Here is an 18,212-nt window from a genome sequence, read left to right on the forward strand (position 1 = left end):
GAATACTCTGCGTCGCCCCTGACGCTGTCTAACCCGGCCAATGTTAAAACATTGACCGGGTTGGAGGTTAAAGGCATTCCGCCAGTGTTTTGGCCATGTTGCGGATAACTTGCGGATACAGCGTTGTTCCGGGTTCGAGGTCAGAACCCAGCGGGTCGATGACGCCGGTGCTGGCTTCCGTTCCGTCCAGAACGGTAGCAACAATGCCCGGGTTGAACTGCGGTTCGGTCATGACGCATTCAACACCTTCGTTTTTGATGCGCGCTTGAATCTCTGCAATGCGAGCCGGGCTTGGGTCAGTTGCATCACCGATCGAGATTGCACCCGAGGCTGGGAAGTCGAACGCATCTTCGAAATACTGGTATGCGTCGTGGAAGACGATGAAGCTACCGCCACGGACCGGTTCAAGGGTCTCGGCCACCTCGGCGGACAGTGCGGCCATTTCTTCACGCGCGGCCGCGGCGTTCGTAAAGTATGCACCCGCATTGTCTGGGTCGGCGGATGACAGCTGTGCCGCGATCACGTTCAACCAGGTTTCCGCGTTTGCCGGAGAAAGCCAGGCATGCGGGTCATGTTTGCCGTGCGCGTGTCCTTCATGGTCATCATGGTCGGCGTGGTCCTCGTGATCGTGGTCGTCATGCGCCTCGCCTTCAGCATGATCTTCGTGACCCTCATGGTCCTCGTGCTCGGCATGCTCGTCGCCATGGTCGTGATCCTCATGCTCTTTGTCTTCGGCATGCTCGTCGCCGTGGTCGTGGTCATCATGGTCCTTGTGCTCAGCATGTTCGTCGCCATGGTCGTGATCGTCATGCTCTTTATCTTCGGCATGCTCGTCATGTCCGTGGTCTTCGTGATCCTCATGCTCATGAGCCTCGAACAATGCATTTTCACGGAAATCGAGAAGGACTGTACCGTCCGATTCAAGCAATGTCGTAACAGTTGCGCCCCCGGCGAGCGTTTCCACGGCGTCTTCCATCCACGGCGTCAGGTCTTCACCAATCCAGAACACCAGGTCGGCCTCTTGCAGCGCGGACGCTTCTGAAGGGCGCAGGTTGTATTCGTGCGGTGAGGCACCCGGCTGTATGATCAGATCAGGTGTGCCAACACCTTCCATCACCCGCGCCACCAGAGAGTGCACAGGCGCGATGTCGACCGCAACATTGGGGGCATCCGCCATGGCCGTTCCGCCCATCAGTGCGGCGGTGATCGATAGTGGAAGAAGCTTTCTGGACATCAGACCCTCTGTGTGATTTTATAACGTTACGAGCGGCATACATGATATGGAATAACATGACAAGTGAAACGCCCCCCATCCCGGTCGACGAGACGGCCACGGTTGGATTCCAGAAACACAATCACGCACATTGCGTCGAAACTGCATTGGTGACGGCGGAAGCGCGGTGCAAAGAGGAAGGGCTGCGCCTGACCCCTGTTCGGCGCAAAGTTCTGGAGATGTTGCTGCAAGAGCATCGGGCGCTAGGGGCCTACGCCATTCTTGATTGTTTGCGCGAAGAGGGGTTTGGGTCCCAGCCGCCGGTGGCCTATCGCGCGTTGGATTTCCTTGTACAAAATGGGTTCGTTCACAAGATCGAACGGTTGAACGCTTTCGTTGCCTGTTCTCACCCAGGCGCAGCACATTCGCCGGCCTTTATGATCTGCAGAAAATGCGACGCTGTGGCCGAGGCGCAATCCGCCCCGGCCAAAGGCGTTTTGGGTGCAGCTGCTCGCGCAGCGGGTTTTGAAATCGAACGGACGGTTGTAGAAGCCGAGGGAATCTGCCCGGACTGCACCGAAAAGGCGTAACAATGACCCTGATCACCGTTGAAAACCTAAGCGTTCGCTATGGTGCCAATACCGTGCTGCGTCATGTCGACCTTAGGATTGATCCCGGAGAGATCGTCACGATTGTTGGTCCGAACGGATCGGGCAAGACCAGCCTATTGCGGGCCATTATCGGAGCGACCAAACCTTCCGTTGGGAAGGTTTCACTGAAGTCCGGCTTAAAAATCGGATACGTGCCGCAGAAGCTACACATCGATCCGACGCTACCGATCTCGGTTGAAAGGTTCATGCGCCTGACCAACCGCGTGTCGCGTAAAAGCTGCGTTCAGGCACTTGAAACGGCCGGGGTTCCGGACCTGTTGCAACGCCAGATGTCGCAATTGTCAGGTGGTCAATTCCAGCGTGTCTTGCTGGCACGGGCTTTGATCAACCGACCAGATGTTTTGCTATTGGACGAAGCGACCCAAGGCCTCGACCAACCGGGATCAGCGGCTTTTTACCGTCAGATTGAAGATGTTCGCCGCGAAACTGGTTGTGCCGTTCTGATGATCAGCCACGAGCTGCATGTGGTCATGAGCGCCTCAGATCGGGTGATCTGCCTTAATGGTCATGTGTGCTGCGAAGGCTCACCCGCCGTTGTGGCCTCGGCCCCGGAATACCGGGCGCTGTTCGGAACGGGCACGGGTGGTGCACTGGCCCTGTATCGTCATGATCACGACCACGATCATGACCATTGTGATCATTCTCAGGAAGCGGCAGAATAATGCTTGATGATTTTATGACTCGCGCCACGCTAGCGGGCATTGGCGTCGCATTTGCCGCAGCCCCCCTTGGGTGCTTCGTTGTTTGGCGACGGATGGCATATTTTGGCGATGCCACCGCCCATGCGGCCATCCTTGGCGTTGCGCTGTCGCTGACCTTTCAGATGTCAGTGTTTACTGGAGCGTTAGCGGTTGCGCTTGTCATGGCGTTGACCGTGACGCTGCTGTCCGGGCGCGGCTATGCGATGGATACGCTGTTGGGGGTCCTGGCTCATTCCGCTCTTGCTTTTGGTCTTGTCGCCGTTTCGTTCCTGTCTGGCGTTCGGATCGACTTGATGGCGTACCTTTTTGGCGACATCCTTGCTGTCTCACGGTCTGATCTGGTCGTGATCTGGGGCGGAGCTGCGCTGGTCGTGGCCCTGATCACGTGGCGATGGTCGCAACTTTTGACGGCGACATTGAATGAGGAACTAGCCTATGCCAGCGGTTTTGACCCTAAACGTGAACAATTGATCCTGACATTGGCTTTGGCAGTAACCGTCGCTGTGGCAATCAAAGTGGTTGGTGTTCTGTTGATCGCTGCAATGTTGATCATTCCGGCGGCGGCGGCGCGCAGTTTGGCACGTTCACCGGAGTCGATGGCCTTGATCTCAACGGCGATTGGCGCATTTTCAGCCGTTGCAGGGTTAAGATCTGCTTACATTTTCGATACGCCTGCAGGCCCTTCGATTGTCTGTGTCGTAGCCGTACTATTCGCTTGTTTCAGCCTCGTTGGGTGGCAGTCACGGCGTAAAACTTAGGTTCGCTGTACGATAAGGAACGTGAAAGCGCGCCTTTCCTTTTCCCAAAATGAACTTTGTCCAACCGAAATCAGGCGCTTGCGACACTTGCCATTATGACCCCGCCGGGCCCTGAAAAATAGGAGTTGACCAGAGAAGCTCTTGCCATGGCCGACAATGCCCTTCGTCTGGCCCCCGCCGACCCCTGGGCTTAGTCGGCCCAGGCGTGGGCCAAATTCGCTAATAGAGAATATGATGAGGCTATGAGGATATCGAAAAGGGCTGTGGCACTTGCCCCTGACGATGAACATATATTGGACATTCACGGTTCAATAGCGCTGTTTTCAGGTCATTTTTCCGAGGCCGCAAAACATGCAGAAAAAGCCATGAACGGTGGCCGAAGCAACCAGAGGTTCGCGAACCGAATTATATTTGGCGCAGCGAATTTCCATCTTGAAAATTACCAAACCTCTCTGGATGCGTTTTCGGCAGCAGCGAAATACGGAGACCCGATCAGCGCGCCCTCCTTCGCCTATCAAACCGCCGCTCTTTACGCGTTGGGTAAAACGAATGAGGCCGCGCGTAAGTATGCCGAACTAAAAAATTCATGGCCTGATGCTGACGTGGAAAAAATGCTGACTGGCATTTTCAGAGACCCGTCACATGTCGCGAAAGTAATGAAAAGTATCAAAAGTTTGGAAAAGAACCCTGAGTAATTCCACTCTTACAACTTTCAATGGCAAAAATTGCAATTTCGGTTTGATGGGCGCCGCTACAGCGATGGTTGACTGGTACGAATGGCAGGATTGGGCTGTCGCCAACAGAGGTTTAATGATCTGCGAGGGCGTTTTTGCGGGCACCTGTTACTGCATCAATGACGACCGCAAGTAGGACTATGGAGCCTCCGATAACAGTTACCAGCCCAACATTCTCTCCAAAAAAGACCCAAACCCAAACCGGAGCTAGAACAATCTCCACTAGTCCGAGCACTGTAATTTCTGCCGCCGGTACTGATCTGGAGCCCGCCGTAATAAGCAAGAGCGCGCAACCCAACTGAAAAGCGCCCATTGCTATGCTGATCAATAAGTCATGCATGGAAATAACGAACCCCGTGCCACTCATCAGTGTCGCAATCGAGGCCGTCAGAAAAGTGAAGCATCCTCCTGCCAATGCAAGCACTAAGAGATCCTTGGATCGACCCCAGCGAAGTGAAACTGCGAAGATAGCCAATCCAAAAGCAGCAATCAGCCCAGCAATATTTCCCCAGAACTGCCCGATTGATAATTCGCCGCCAACCATAGTGGTCACACCTACCAACCCAAGCACAATTGCGAACCAGGTTGTCCTGCGGACCCGCTCGGACAGTAAAAGTTTCCCAAGGATGGCCGCAAAAAACGGTGCTGCTGCTACCAGAAAGAACGCATTGGCAACGGTTGTATGTTCGAAAGCGACTATCACTCCGCACGAGGCAAGCATCAGGCCGATGCCACCGATTAGAATTGGTGGATCAAGCTTTGTCAGTTCTCCTCGCATGCCGTTTTGCTTCCTGGTGGCTATGACCGCGGCAAGAAACACGATGGTTCCCAAGGATCGGTAGAATAGAATTTGCCAGGATGTAGCTTCGGTGACGGCTCGAACTCCGACGCCGATGGTTGAAGACACCAGCATACCAAACGCCACAAGCAGAACGCCACGTTTGTAACTTTGACGAATTTGCGATTTAGGTTGATCGGAATATAGCAGTAGCGGCCCCCTTCTTGATGAGTGCATTCAAAATGACCCATATGAACGCTAACCCGTAGAGATCGTTCGGTCGATTAGAGAACCCCTTGGAACTCTGAACAACTATGAAATTTAAGGCCCGTCTTAAATCGTGGTCCGCCTGCGAAGGGCGTCATAGCACATGCGCAGCACCACTCTCCTCTGCTGCCAGATGCTTCAATGCCATCCGGTCCAACTTGCCACCCATAGTCAACGGCAGAGAACTCATTATTCGTACGACGTCCGGTGCCTTGTATCCAATCCGCACGCGCGCAAAATCGATGATCTCATTTGGGGGTAGGGGCTTGGCGCCTTCGGCTAAGCTCACGAACCCCCAGACATCCTCGCCGTGCATCTCGTCTCGCACCCCAACCGCAACCGCTGCCGCAACGGCTGGATGTGCTGTCAACGCATCTTCCACTTCCGCCGGGCTGATGTTCGATCCGTCATGCACGATGATTTGTTTGCGTCGCCCCCGGAACCAGAAATAGCCATCCTCGTCCCGCCTCATCAAATCACCGGTGTCGAGCCAGCCATCCCGAAACGCCGCTGCCGTCGCTTCGGGATTCTCCCAATACTCTATCATCATGGTCGGGCTTTTTACCCAATGCCGACCATCTACGCCCACGGGTACCTCCTCATCAGCTTCGTCGCGAAGCGCAGAAACAAAACCCGGATTGTTCACCCCAACTGCTCCAAGCTTTTCATCGCCCCCGTGGGTGTTGGAATGCGATGTCCCCATTTCAGTCATTCCATAAAACGCCCCAATCGGCACACCGGCTAAAGCGCTAAACGCATCGACCAATTTCTGCGAGGGCTTGTCTCCGCCGGCCATCATCGTTTTTAGAGAGCCAAAGTCTTCGCGAGTTGCACCGTGCCCTGTCAGCAATGCTGCCAAGGGCGCGGGTAAGATCTGCGCCACTGTTGGCCGCGTCTGCCGCAAGAGCGCCAAGAGCTCGTCTGGTGTGAACCGTTGTGCAACATTTGTAGTGGCACCGGCCCAAAGCCCTGCAAACGTCAGCCGCAATCCGGCGGTATGTGAAATCCACGAGGCTGGCAGAACCACGTCTTGAGGGCCTAACCCCAGCCCTTGTGCGTTGCTCGCCACCATATATCCCATGCTGGCATGACTGTGGGTCACACCCTTGGGCTTGCCAGTGGTCCCCGAAGTGAAAAAGATAAACGCCGGAGCCTCGGCTGGAACTGGCGGCAGTGTTCCGTCGGCTTCTCCGTCCAGCAGATCGTCGAAGGACAGCGCCCCGTTTATTTCACCTGCATACGCAATCACCCCCACGGGCAATCGCGCGACACCGGGAACCGCCGCCACATCTCTGGCCCGCTCGCCATGTACCAACAGCGCTGCGGGTTCCGTCAGCCCCAAGGCATAGTCGATATCAGCGGGCATGTAACGATAGTTGAGCGGCATCGCCACTAGACCGGCCCGCATACAGGCCAGGTAATGAATCACCAGTGCAGCTCGGTTTGGCATGATCGAGGCTATCCGATCCCCCGGATTCAACCCCAGGCTCAGATACCTCAGCGCGAGCCGTGTACAGGCGGCATCCAGTTCCCGCCAGGTCAATGACCCGTCCAATGCATAAAGCGCTGTCGCCTCAGGATTCGCCGACAACCCCCGGTGGAAAAGGTTTGGCAAATCCGCTGGTGCGGCCAGTGGAGGTCCGGATACCGGCATGCACAACTCCTAAAAACCAAGCCGCCCGAAAGACTACACCAGACCGAGTTAACAAAAAAGCTCTCAGCCACGCCCCAGGGTTCCGTTTTGAGCGTTGTCCCAATTATAGCTGTGTGCGCTGGAGTATAACCGGTGCCAGCATCTGTGGATTTGAAGAACGGGGATGCTATTTGCCCAAAACCTGACTCCGAATGGCGGTAGCTTGCTCTCGCGCTTTGACGAAACATTTGGGATTAAGCCTCAGCCGTCCATGCAAATTCTTGAAGATGCGGTCGGGCGCGAGGGCGGTCGACTATGACCATAGCCTGAAAAACTGTCCTTCAATCCCAGGGTGGACGAGAACATGCTGGCTATGCCCCCTTTGAGGCGCATTTCTGCACTCAGACAACGTGAAAATAAGGGTGTTCCCTGCTTTGTCGCTAGCGCGATACAGATACACCCAATTCCCGCACGCTTGACGTAAGTCTTGTCAACCCAAGCGCTTAGTTTGCGACACCCCCATGTTTGGTGCAAACTAAGGCGTGGGAGTGATATTTTGAGCGCTGACAACAACGATCGCTGGTGGCTTCTGGGTGCGATGGGAGCAATCCTCGGCGTCATTTTATTGGATGAGACAGCAGTAGGTGTTGCCCTACCGACAATCCGTAGAGAGCTTGGGCTTTCAGAGATATCAGCTCATTGGATAGTCAATATTTATCTTTTGACCTTAGCATGCCTGGCCGGCGCAGCAGGCCGAATAGGCGATATTATCGGAATTCGGGTTCTTCTGATGGCTGGTCTTTCGATATTCGGAGCGGCCTCGATTGTTGCGGGCTTTGCGCCGAGCGGGGTGGCTTTGTTGTTGGCCCGTGCCGTTCAGGGCGTCGGAGCCGCCGCTATCTTTCCTCTGTCTCTGACGCTTATCGCATTGTCATTTGACGGCGCCGAACGGGGTAGGGCTCTGGGCATCTATGGTGCGATTGGCACGTGTTTTCTCGCTGCGGGGCCGTTGGTCGGTGGGGCGCTCACCTCGGGTTTGTCCTGGCGATGGATCTTCTGGATCAATCCGCTTGTTGTCCTTTGTGTTGGCTGCATCGTCTGGAAGTTTTGGCGTGATCCGCCAAGACATGCTGAAATGCGTTTCGATCTGACTGGGATGATGCTTTTAGTCGGCGGACTTTCCCTATCGGTCTATGGCATCATGCAAGGCCCCGACGTTGGCTGGCTACGAGGGAACGTTTTTGCTGCTCTGGTCCTTGGGGTTTCCGCGCTTGTCGCATTTGTATTGGTCGAAAGGCGGCGCGACAATGCTCTTCTCGCAGTCGCGCTATTTCGAAATCCGACGTTCACCGCTTCGAACCTGATTGTTGGAACGGCTCAATATGCCAAGATCGCGACCTTCGTATTTGGATCAATGTACCTTCAAACAGTCAAAGGTTGGGGGGCATTCTGGGCTGGGTTGGCCTTGCTTCCGGCCGTTATACCCACAACTCTTGCCGCACCCATTGCAGGCAAATTGTCGGATGAGCGTGGAACCCGTTGGCCAGCCTTGGTGGGTTTGGTGTTAGTCACCGTTGGACTCTGCCTCATGGCGATGGGAATGATGTTTAAATCCACAGCCATCATAATGATTGGATTCATATCATTTGGTACGGCTGTTTCGCTAATGTTTGTTCCTTCTCAACGGGCTGTCTCAATGTCAGTTCCCCCGCATATGCAGGGTCAGGCAGGAGGGATTGTGTTATCGAGTCAGTTGATAGGGGGAACCCTGGGAATGGCTGTTTGCAGCACCATTCTGGCTGCAACCTCATCTCATGCCGCTGTATTTTGGGTGGCGACAGTTATTGCCCTTTTGGTTCTTTGCTATTCGTACCGAGCAATCGAAACGCATGACCCCGCAGAGTAATCTCTACCGTCTGACCTCCCAAGGCATTGCAATGTGGGATTCAACTCGAGAACCAGTTGAAACTAACCTTTTCTAATTGCTTTGGGACATGGGCGGCGGTGCGTTTGGTAAAGTCATCAGTGAGCTACAGTTATTGCTCAAACACAACGACATTTCAGAAAGTTGCAGGCCAATGCGCACTCTTAACGAGGCACCTCGCTGGGCACAAAGCGAATTGCCTTTGGACAAATCAGCACCGCAGTTCAACGCATGAGTATTCAGATGCAATGCAAAAGGCTAGCTACTAAGCCGGCCCTTCACTTTGCTGTTTGTTTTCTTTCGTCAGTTACACGCCGATTGGCCTGCGTACATACCAAGCCCAGCACCAGCCGCCGTTGCAAGGGTCTTGCCGCTACCTGCACCAATCTGATTGCCTAAGACGCCACCAAGCGCTGCACCGCCCAGAACACCGGCGGCACATCTAGCGTCGCTTTGGGCTTGGGCCTGAGTTGGCGTTGTTGGGGCTCCACATGCTGCCAAGAGCAATGCGCCGCCAAGCAGGCAAGCTACTGTTGTCTTCTTCATGTCGGTTTCCTCACATTCACTCGTATGTCATGGGTTTTTTCTTCCTCACATGTAAGTTCTGCCGAACCTCTCTCCAACCCACTGGCCGTCCAAAAGCAAAAACCTGCCCAATAGCGGCTAAGACTACTTTACCTGCTGTACTAGGCGAGGGCTGGCATTTCACTAGCGGTAGTGGTTTTCTGAAGTTGGGCCTGTATTTGCCAGGAACCGCTGCGTTGAAGCCATGCTTAATAAAAATGAAGTAACTGAGATTTTGGTTCTGGTCACACCGCATTTCAATCTTGCGGCGACAATGGCGTTTCTAGACCCTTTCAGGGCTGCAAACTACTTGGCTGGGAAGCAGCTTTTCCAATGGCATATCGCAAGTGAAACCGACGCTGTTTGCCGGGCGAGCAATGGTGTGGAGGTTGCGGTGGGACCGCTGGAGCCTCTAAAGCAAGCACGGCCTGATATTGTTGTTGTTTCCAGCAGTTGGACGCCCGAAGCTTTCACCAGCGAACCCCTGCTATCGGCAATACGGAAGTACGCGCGGACAGGTAGTTACGTTGCCGGAATTGATACCGCAGCTTTCATTCTTGCCGAGGCAGGCCTGTTGCAGGGGCGACGCGCAACGGTTCATTACGAGCACATCGATGCATTTGGGGAAAAGTATCCTCAGACCGAGATTTGTGAGAATCTGTTCCTTCACGACGGCAACATCGGAACCTGCTGCGGCGGTGCTGCAACCGGAGAATTCGCCTTGTTCCTGTTGCATGGGATTGTTGGTGACGCACTGACAAACGATTGCGCGAAATATCTGTTTTATAGAAACCTGCGAGGATTGGGTGCACATCAAACCGACAGTCAAATTGAACCCCTAGGAAACACGACCCCGCCAAAGGTTCGGAAAGCCATCGCGATAATGGAGCGGCACTTGGAAACGCCGATCAGCATTCCTGAACTGTGCAGGCTTGCCGGGGTGTCTCAGCGTCAGTTGAACCGCCTGTTCCGGGACTACGTAAAAACAAGCCCGCAGTTGTATTACCGGGATATTCGGCTGGACCGTTCTCGGGGGCTTGTCACTCAAACCGAATTGCCCATCTCCGAAATCGCTCCCGCTTGTGGGTTTCCCAGCCACGTTCATTTTTCACGCGCTTACAAGCAACGGTTTGGCCTATCGCCAAGCCGGGATAGGATCGAAGGCCGCGTGCCTTTCGAATTCAGGGCCTGGCCGATGTTCCGACCGGCTACAAGACTAGGAAATGGCGAATAAAGTTGATTTGATGGCGATCTGACTGCCTGTTATAATGTAGTTTATAGAGGATCATACCTTTGCAACCCGGCAGGCAAAGGAGTGTCCGGCATGACAAACTTACCGACCCAGGCTCAATTCGCGACCATCGGTGAGGGGTATTCCGCGGATGCGGGCAATTCGCATTCCTTGAAAGCGGACGCCTATGTCCAGCAAGAGTGGTTTGCCGCCGATCAGCATGAGATCATTGCCAAGTCTTGGCAGTGGGTATGCCATGTGGAGAAGCTGCGGGCACCCGGGTCGTTTGTCACCATTGAGATAGCCGGGCAGCCCATTGCCGTAGTTAGGGATCGCGAGGGCGCGCTGAGGGCGTTTTACAACGTCTGCAAACATCGTGCCCACGAGTTGCTGAAGGGGGAGGGCAGTACTACCCGTATCATGTGCCCATATCATGCCTGGATCTACAAGCTGGACGGCCAATTGGTACGGGCACCGGAAACCGAACATCTTGAGAATTTCAGCACCGGCGAAATTTGTCTCGACCAAGTGCAGGTCGAGGAATTCGCTGGCTTTGTATACGTCAATTTGGACGCCGCCGCCGCTTCGTTGAAAGAGCAGTCAGGTAATCTGGAAACCGAAATACGCCATTGGGCCCCCGATATCGATCAACTGACATTTGGCCATCGTCTGACCTATGATATCAAGTCGAACTGGAAGAATGTCGTCGACAATTTTCTGGAATGCTATCACTGCCCAACCGCGCACAAAGACTTCTGCGATCTGGTGGATATGGACACTTATAAGGTGACCACGCACGGTATTTATTCAAGTCATATGGCGGATGCTGGGAAGTCGTCCAATACGGCCTATGACGTTTCCAACGCCACTGTGCGCACCCATGCGGTCTGGTGGCTTTGGCCGACAACCTGCTTGATGCGCTATCCGGGGCGGTCAAGTATGATTGTCCTGAACATCATTCCCGTAGGCCCGGATCGGACCTTGGAAACATACGACTTTTTCCTTGAAACGCCAGAACCGGATGAAGGCGAACTGGACGCGATCCGCTATCTGGATGAAGTTCTGCAGGTCGAAGATATCGGTCTGGTAGAAAGCGTGCAGCGCGGAATGAGTACGCCCGCTTTTACACAGGGTCGTATTGTGAATGATCCAACCGGATCGGGTAAATCTGAACATGCGGTTCATCACTTCCATGGTCTGGTTCTGGATGCCTATGCAAGGGCACCGCGATGACGCAGCCCAATATCGTTGTTGTCATGGCGGACCAGTTGGCGCCGCATTGGACCGGCGCATATGGCCATCCAGTAGCGAAAACCCCGCACATTGATGCTTTGGCGGCGCGTGGAATGCGTTTTGATGCCGCCTACTGCAATTCGCCTCTTTGTGCCCCGTCGCGCTTTGCTTTTATGTCTGGGCAGTTGATTAGCCGCATCGCCGCCTATGACAACGCAAGTGAGTTTCGGGCCTCGGTTCCGACCTTTGCGCATTACCTGAAGGCACTAGGATACCGCACCTGCCTGTCCGGTAAGATGCATTTCGTGGGTCCTGACCAGAAACACGGATTTCAGGATCGTGTCACGACCGACATCTACCCTGCCGATTTCGCCTGGACTCCGGATTGGGAGGCTCCGGATGAGCGCATCGACAAATGGTATCACAACATGCAGACGGTCAAGGAAAGCGGTGTCGCTGTTGCCACTTTCCAAACGGATTACGATGATGAGGTCGGCTTTGCCGCACGCCGTTGGCTGATCGACCGGGGGCGTGAGCGCTCGGCAGGGGATGAAACACCCTTTTGCATGGTGGCTAGCTTTATTCACCCACATGACCCTTACGTCGCAAAACCCGAATGGTGGGATCTCTATGATGAGGATGAGATCCCCATGCCCGAATATGTGCCCTCGTTAGAGGAGCAGGATCCGTTTTCGCGCAGGGTGATGGATGGAATCGAAGCCAGTGTGGTTCCCCTGACAGAGAAAGAAGTGCGCTGCGCCCGCCGGGCTTATCTGGCCAATGTCAGCTATTTCGACAGCAAGGTCGGTGAAATTGTCAAAGCCATCGATGAGATCGGTGAACGCGACAACACCATTATCATCGTGACGGCAGATCATGGCGACATGCTGGGCGAGCGTGGGTTGTGGTACAAGATGAACTTCTTCGAACACTCGGCCCGTGTGCCACTGATCATGGCGGGGGCAGGGGTTTCGCGTGGTAGTGCAAGCAATGCCTGTTCGCTTCTGGACCTGTTGCCGACCTTTATCGACATCGCGGGTGGCAGCGTGGCAAATCTGGGTGAACCGGTAGATGGTCGTTCCCTAATGCCTCTCGCGCGGGGCGAAGCTGATCCGGTAGATGAGGCTATCGGTGAATACTGCGCCGAGATGACGCCCTATCCCGTTTTCATGATCCGACGCGGCCCTCTGAAGTACATTCACTGCGATGCCGATCCGCCGCAGCTTTATGATCTGGATCAGGACCCGCTGGAAACAACGAACGTGGCTGCCGAACATGCTTATCAGAATGTCTCCGCTGCCTTCGCTGCAGAGGTGGCCGAGCGATGGGACAGTGAAGAACTGCGTCGAAACATTATCGCCACACAGAAATCCCGCCGCGCCTTGCACGCCGCGATGGAGGCAGGGGCCGGAGAGCATTGGGACTACAACCCGCCTTCTGACGCCAGCCAGCAATATGTGCGCAACCACATGGACTGGACTGTAGCCGCCGAACATTATCGTTTGAATCCGAGGACTCCCGATGACAGGAAAACTTGAAGGCAAGTCCGCTTTGGTCACTGGCGGGCGCGGCGGCATTGGGCGTGCAATCGTCGCGCGTTTCCTCCGTGAAGGCGCCCATGTCTATGCCGCCGATCTTACCCCACAAGGCTCGCTGTCTGAACATGACGAGGACGGCAGTGTCTTTGTCAAACTGGACGTCACGCAAGAGCCGGATGCAATCGCGGCATTGGAGCAGGTCAAATCTGACGCTGGCAAGCTGGATATTCTGGTCAACGCTGCCGGGATAGAGATCGAAAAGACCATCGAACAGACCTCGCTGGATGAATGGAACCGCAGCTTTGCCGTGAACTGTACCGGCACGTTCCTGACTTCGAAATACGCTCTGCCGCTTATGCGCATCGCGGCTCAGTCAGGGACTAGCGCCAGCATCATCAACTTCGGTTCGTATGACGGGTTTATCGCTGATCCGGGCCTTGCGGCTTATTGTGCCACCAAGGGTGCGGTCCATGCACTTACCCGTGCGATGGCATGCGACCATGGCCCTGAAGGCATTCGCGTCAACGCCATCTGTCCGGGCTATATCGATACGCCGATGTTGCAAAGTTTCTTCACCGGTGATGGTTCCGGCGCTGGCGGAAAAACTATCGATCAGCTGCAACAGGCGGTACGCGACGTTCATCCGATGCGCACCTATGGCACGCCAGAAGACATTGCCAATCTGGTCAATTGGCTGGCCTCGGATGAAGCACGCTATGCCTCAGGTCAACTGTGGGTGTTGGATGGCGGGCTGTCAGCCCAGGTGCAGCAGATGAAGCTCTGAGGATCCCGCCATGCCAAAGCAGAAGTCTGTCATCATCACCTGCGCTCCGACCGGTGGGATTCACACGCCCACCATGTCCGAGCATCTGCCGATCACGCCTAGCGAGATTGCAGCCGCATCAATCGAAGCAGCTGAAGCAGGCGCTTCGATCATCCACCTTCATGCGCGCGACCCGGACACCGGAAAACCCGATCCAAATCCCGACTTGTTCATGGACTTCCTGCCACGGATCAAACAGGCCACGGACGCGGTCATGAATGTCTCGACCGGTGGTGGTTTGGGCATGACCCGCGAAGAGCGTTTGCGCGCAGCCGTGAAAGCCTCGCCCGAGATGGCAAGTATGAATATCGGATCGATGAATTTCGGCATCTTCCCGATGAAGGATAAATATTCGAACTGGAAACACGCATGGGAGACCGAGTTTCTCGACATGACCCGCGATTTCATTTTCCGCAACACCTTCGCAGACATTGAATACTGCATAAAAGAATTGGGTCAGGGCCATGGCACCCGCTTTGAGTTCGAATGTTATGACTTGGGCCACCTCTACAACCTGGCCTGGATCCGAGACCAGGGCTGGATCGATGGTCCGATCTTTGTGCAGATGGTGTTTGGTATTCTGGGCGGCGTTGGTGCCGATCTCGATAACCTGATGCACATGCACACTATCGCCAACAAGCTGTTTGGTGATGAGTATGAGTGGTCAGTTCTGGCCGCTGGCCGCTTTCAGATGCCCTTTACGACCCAAAGTGCATTGCTGGGCGGTAATGTCCGCGTCGGGATGGAGGACAGCCTGTATATCGGGCCCGGCGAAAAAGCCGTGTCCAGCGCTCAGCAGGTCCGAAAAATTCGCGACATCATCGAAAATCTCGGCCTCACCGTCGCCACCCCTGCTGAGGCACGCGCGCGCCTTGGACTCAAGGGCGGCGATCAGGTTGCCTTTTGAAGGGGAAAACATGCAGACAAACATGCTGATCAACGGCGAACTGGTTGCTGGCGAAGGTGCCACGCTGCCGATCGTCGACCCAGCCACCGAGTCGGAAATTGCCCAGGTTCGAGAAGCTAGTTCGGAACAGGTAGAGGCCGCGGTGCGGTCATCCGACGAAGCCTTTGAAAGCTTCTCTCGCAGCACCCCGGCGGAACGTTCCGCGTTTTTACTGGCCATAGCGGATTGCCTCGAGGATAATCAGGATGAACTGGCCGAGCTTGAAAGCTTGAACGCTGGCAAACCCTGGCCCTCGGCCCGCGACGATGAAATGCCGTTGACCATCGATACGTTCCGTTTCTTTGCCGGGGCGGCGAGAACGATGTCCGGTTCTGCAGCAGGGGAATATGTGACGGGTCATACCAGCATGATCCGCCGCGAGCCAGTTGGGCCTGTCGCAGCCATCGCACCGTGGAACTATCCGCTGATGATGGCGGCCTGGAAATTGGCTGCGCCCATTGCAGCAGGCTGCACTGTTGTTCTGAAACCCTCGGAATTGACCCCATTATCCACGTTGCGGGCAGCAGAACTGCTGAATGATATCCTGCCCAAAGGTGTTCTGAACGTAATTCACGGTGCGGGCCAAACCATCGGTGATCAACTGATCAACAGCCCGGAGATGGAGGCCATTACCGTGACCGGCAGCCCAGCCACCGGAATGGCGGCGATGCGGGCGGCTGGCAGTCAAATCCGGCATGTGCATTTGGAATTGGGGGGCAAGGCCCCGGTGATCGTTTTTGATGACGCTGATATCGATGCCGTTGCCGAAACGATCCGCTTTGGCAGTTTCTTCAATGCGGGCCAAGATTGTGCTCAGCCCTGCCGCGTGCTGGCGCAAGACGGGGTCTATGACAAACTGGTCGCAGCAATCGCGGCGCAAGTCGGTCAGATCCAGACTGGTAGGCAAAAGGAGGAAGGCACTGAGATGGGCCCGGTGATCTCAGCCAGTCAGCGTGATCGCGTGGCGGGGTTCGTTGATCGCGCCCGAGCCAGCAGCGAGATCGTAGCAGGCGGGTCGGCAGGCGAAGGTGCGGGTTACTTCTACCAGCCAACCGTGCTGGCCAATGTCGATAACGACGCAGAGGTGGCCACTCATGAAATTTTTGGCCCTGTCGTTACGGTCTCGCGCTTCAATGAAGCCGAAGACGCAACGCGCATTGCCAATGCTGGTCGCTATGGGCTGGCCTCGTCCGTCTGGACCGCCAATGTCGGCCGCGCCATGGAGATGACCAGCCGCCTGCGCTACGGCTTTACCTGGGTCAATACCCATGGGGTCGGGACGCCGGAAATGCCGTGGGCCGCGATGAAAGGGTCTGGCACCGGCTGTGACATGAGTGTTTATGCGCTCGACGCTTATACCTCGATCCGTCACGTCATGGTGGCGCACTGATGCGGTTGGCTGGGAAAAGAGCATTAGTCACTGGCGGCCGTCAGGGTATCGGGCGCGGAATTGTTGAGGCGTTCGCGAAAGAAGGAGCAGCTGTTACGACTTGCGGTCGTGGTGGTCGACCAGAGGATCTGCCGGATGAGGTTATTTGGTATACACTAGATGTTTCCGACGCCTCTGCCGTGGCAAACTTGGCGTGGACAACTGACGGTACGGATATTCTGGTCAATAACGCAGGTGTGCAGGTCGAAAAGACTGTCGTCGAAAGCACTGACGCCGATTGGGACCTTGTTGTCGGGGCCAATTGCCGAGGCGTTTTCAATATGTGTCGGGCAATTATTCCGGTCATGCCGCAGGGCGCGTCGATCATCAATATCGGGTCGATTTCCGGCAAGGTCGCAGACCCATCCATGGCACTTTATAATGCTTCAAAGGCCTTTGTTCATGGCCTGACACGCTCCATTGCTGTGGATCATGGTCCAAAAATCCGTTGCAATGCGATCTGTCCTGGCTGGATCGAGACAGGAATGCTGGAGGCAGGCTTTGATCTGACCGATGACCCGCAAGCGGCGCGAAAGGATGCGTTGTCCCGTCATGCAACCCGCCGGTTCGGCCGACCTGCGGATATTGCCGCGATGGCCGTGTGGTTGGCATCGGACGAGGCGGGGTTTGCCACCGGGCAACTATTCACGATCGACGGCGGTATGACCGCTGCATCACCAATCAACACAGGGCTTTTCTGATGGTAGAGATTTTGCATACCGCAGTTCTGGGCGCGGGGACCATCGGTGCAAGTTGGACGGCCTTGTTCTTGGCCTCGGGCCGATCAGTAACGGTCTACGACCCCGCCGACGGTGTGGAAAGCGCAGTACGCGCCTATGTCGACCAAGCTTGGAAGACCATGGACGAATTAGGCCTGACAACACGAGGCGTTCCTGGCCAGGTCAACTTTGTGCGATCGGCCCGCGAAGCGGTTGAGGGCGCAGACTTCATCCAGGAAAACGTTCCCGAACGCCTGCCGATAAAACACGCGATATTTGCCGAGATTGAATCGAATATTGCACCGCACGCTATCGTGGCAAGCTCGGCCTCCGGCCTGACACTGAGCCAAATGCAGGCAGGCTGGCGGAACCCGGGTCGTTTCATTCTGGGTCATCCCTTCAACCCGCCGCATCTGATTCCATTGGTTGAAGTGATGGGTAATGATTTGACTGATCCGGATACGGTGCCCATAGCTGAGGCGTTCTACAAAGACATCGGCAAGGTCACCATCCGCGTTAACAAGGAAGTGCCCGGCCACGTCGCCAACCGGCTGCAGGCCGCAGTCTGGCGCGAGGCGATCCATCTAGCGCAAACCGGTGTAGCCAGCGTGGGCGACATCGATAAGGCAATGTCCACGGGACCCGGGCTGCGATGGGCGGCTATGGGTCCTACAACACTCTTCAACCTTGGTGCCGGGTCTGGTGGCCTGACAGCTTTTTGTGACCATTTCGCCGACACGTTCAATGGCTGGTGGGATGATCTCGGTACGCCCCACCTTACCTCCGATATTGCAGAAATGCTCACCGAGGGCCTAGTCGAAGCATATGGCGAGACGTCTGTCGAAAGGCTGTCAGCCCTGCGCGATTTGAAGATTGTGAAAATGCAAAAGGCCTTGGCGAGATTGGAAGAGGAAATGTAGGGTTCCGATGACAACTGCTGGGTAAGGTTGCAGTATGACCTATCATAAAGCCGGTTTGAGTTGCTTCCCAATTGGCGCTGCCGCAGTATCTCGCTGGGTTCCCGCTTAGGGTAATGACTGTACCAATTTC

17 protein-coding genes are annotated in these 18,212 nt (G+C 55.4%); 13 read left to right on the forward strand and 4 right to left on the reverse strand.

Annotated elements, in window-relative coordinates:
• Nucleotides 1–67 precede the first annotated feature (67 nt).
• Nucleotides 68–1,234: a zinc ABC transporter substrate-binding protein gene (locus ACR0DT_RS15445; RefSeq protein WP_480711610.1), complete on the reverse strand. Its 1,167-nt coding sequence runs from the start codon at nucleotides 1,232–1,234 to the stop codon at nucleotides 68–70.
• A gap of 56 nt (nucleotides 1,235–1,290) precedes the next feature.
• Here ACR0DT_RS15445 and ACR0DT_RS15450 point away from each other — a divergent pair, with 56 nt between their 5' ends.
• From ACR0DT_RS15450 to ACR0DT_RS15465, 4 genes are all read left to right on the forward strand, one after another.
• The gene (locus ACR0DT_RS15450; protein ID WP_480711611.1) at nucleotides 1,291–1,803 is read left to right on the forward strand and encodes a Fur family transcriptional regulator; all 513 of its coding nucleotides are present in this window, start codon (nucleotides 1,291–1,293) and stop codon (nucleotides 1,801–1,803) included.
• 2 nt (nucleotides 1,804–1,805) lie between these two features.
• Entirely contained in the window at nucleotides 1,806–2,546 is a 741-nt protein-coding gene (locus tag ACR0DT_RS15455; protein WP_480711612.1) for a metal ABC transporter ATP-binding protein, read from the forward strand.
• The gene (locus ACR0DT_RS15460; RefSeq protein ID WP_480711613.1) at nucleotides 2,546–3,343 is read left to right on the forward strand and encodes an iron chelate uptake ABC transporter family permease subunit; all 798 of its coding nucleotides are present in this window, start codon (nucleotides 2,546–2,548) and stop codon (nucleotides 3,341–3,343) included. The genes ACR0DT_RS15455 and ACR0DT_RS15460 overlap by 1 nt, the downstream gene beginning before the upstream one ends.
• A gap of 263 nt (nucleotides 3,344–3,606) precedes the next feature.
• Entirely contained in the window at nucleotides 3,607–4,038 is a 432-nt protein-coding gene (locus ACR0DT_RS15465; protein WP_480711614.1) for a hypothetical protein, read from the forward strand.
• 112 nt (nucleotides 4,039–4,150) lie between these two features.
• Here ACR0DT_RS15465 and ACR0DT_RS15470 read toward each other — a convergent pair whose 3' ends face one another.
• Nucleotides 4,151–5,092: a DMT family transporter gene (locus ACR0DT_RS15470; protein WP_480711615.1), complete on the reverse strand. Its 942-nt coding sequence runs from the start codon at nucleotides 5,090–5,092 to the stop codon at nucleotides 4,151–4,153.
• Between the two features lie 124 nt (nucleotides 5,093–5,216).
• Nucleotides 5,217–6,776, reverse strand: coding sequence for a class I adenylate-forming enzyme family protein (locus tag ACR0DT_RS15475; RefSeq protein ID WP_480711616.1), 1,560 nt, complete (start codon nucleotides 6,774–6,776; stop codon nucleotides 5,217–5,219).
• A 535-nt stretch (nucleotides 6,777–7,311) separates the two neighbouring features.
• On the opposite strand from ACR0DT_RS15475, the gene ACR0DT_RS15480 reads away from it, so the two are divergent.
• Nucleotides 7,312–8,661, forward strand: coding sequence for an MFS transporter (locus ACR0DT_RS15480; protein ID WP_480711617.1), 1,350 nt, complete (start codon nucleotides 7,312–7,314; stop codon nucleotides 8,659–8,661).
• A 321-nt stretch (nucleotides 8,662–8,982) separates the two neighbouring features.
• Here ACR0DT_RS15480 and ACR0DT_RS15485 read toward each other — a convergent pair whose 3' ends face one another.
• Complete coding sequence (locus ACR0DT_RS15485; protein WP_480711618.1) at nucleotides 8,983–9,225, reverse strand: glycine zipper 2TM domain-containing protein; 243 nt, start codon at nucleotides 9,223–9,225, stop codon at nucleotides 8,983–8,985.
• Nucleotides 9,226–9,448: 223 nt separating this feature from the next.
• Here ACR0DT_RS15485 and ACR0DT_RS15490 point away from each other — a divergent pair, with 223 nt between their 5' ends.
• From ACR0DT_RS15490 to ACR0DT_RS15525, 8 genes are all read left to right on the forward strand, one after another.
• Entirely contained in the window at nucleotides 9,449–10,477 is a 1,029-nt protein-coding gene (locus ACR0DT_RS15490; RefSeq protein ID WP_480711619.1) for a GlxA family transcriptional regulator, read from the forward strand.
• Nucleotides 10,478–10,567: 90 nt separating this feature from the next.
• Nucleotides 10,568–11,707, forward strand: a complete 1,140-nt coding sequence (locus ACR0DT_RS15495) for an aromatic ring-hydroxylating oxygenase subunit alpha (protein WP_480711620.1) — start codon at nucleotides 10,568–10,570, stop codon at nucleotides 11,705–11,707.
• Complete coding sequence (gene betC / locus ACR0DT_RS15500) at nucleotides 11,704–13,245, forward strand: choline-sulfatase (protein ID WP_480711621.1); 1,542 nt, start codon at nucleotides 11,704–11,706, stop codon at nucleotides 13,243–13,245. Before ACR0DT_RS15495 ends, betC begins: the two co-directional genes overlap by 4 nt.
• Complete coding sequence (locus tag ACR0DT_RS15505) at nucleotides 13,229–14,029, forward strand: SDR family NAD(P)-dependent oxidoreductase (protein ID WP_480711622.1); 801 nt, start codon at nucleotides 13,229–13,231, stop codon at nucleotides 14,027–14,029. Before betC ends, ACR0DT_RS15505 begins: the two co-directional genes overlap by 17 nt.
• Before the next feature lie 10 nt (nucleotides 14,030–14,039).
• Nucleotides 14,040–14,975: a 3,5-dioxohexanoate:acetyl-CoA acetone transferase gene (gene kce / locus ACR0DT_RS15510; protein WP_480711623.1), complete on the forward strand. Its 936-nt coding sequence runs from the start codon at nucleotides 14,040–14,042 to the stop codon at nucleotides 14,973–14,975.
• A 10-nt stretch (nucleotides 14,976–14,985) separates the two neighbouring features.
• Nucleotides 14,986–16,404 (forward strand): aminobutyraldehyde dehydrogenase, encoded by a 1,419-nt coding sequence (locus tag ACR0DT_RS15515; protein ID WP_480711624.1) that lies wholly within the window; start codon nucleotides 14,986–14,988, stop codon nucleotides 16,402–16,404.
• The gene (locus tag ACR0DT_RS15520; protein WP_480711625.1) at nucleotides 16,404–17,144 is read left to right on the forward strand and encodes an SDR family NAD(P)-dependent oxidoreductase; all 741 of its coding nucleotides are present in this window, start codon (nucleotides 16,404–16,406) and stop codon (nucleotides 17,142–17,144) included. Before ACR0DT_RS15515 ends, ACR0DT_RS15520 begins: the two co-directional genes overlap by 1 nt.
• Nucleotides 17,144–18,082 carry a 3-hydroxyacyl-CoA dehydrogenase NAD-binding domain-containing protein gene (locus ACR0DT_RS15525; RefSeq protein ID WP_480711626.1) on the forward strand — a complete coding sequence of 313 codons (939 nt, stop codon included), beginning with the start codon at nucleotides 17,144–17,146 and terminating at the stop codon, nucleotides 18,080–18,082. The genes ACR0DT_RS15520 and ACR0DT_RS15525 overlap by 1 nt, the downstream gene beginning before the upstream one ends.
• Nucleotides 18,083–18,212: the final 130 nt, after the last annotated feature.

Source organism: Ruegeria sp. BI11, from assembly GCF_056538005.1.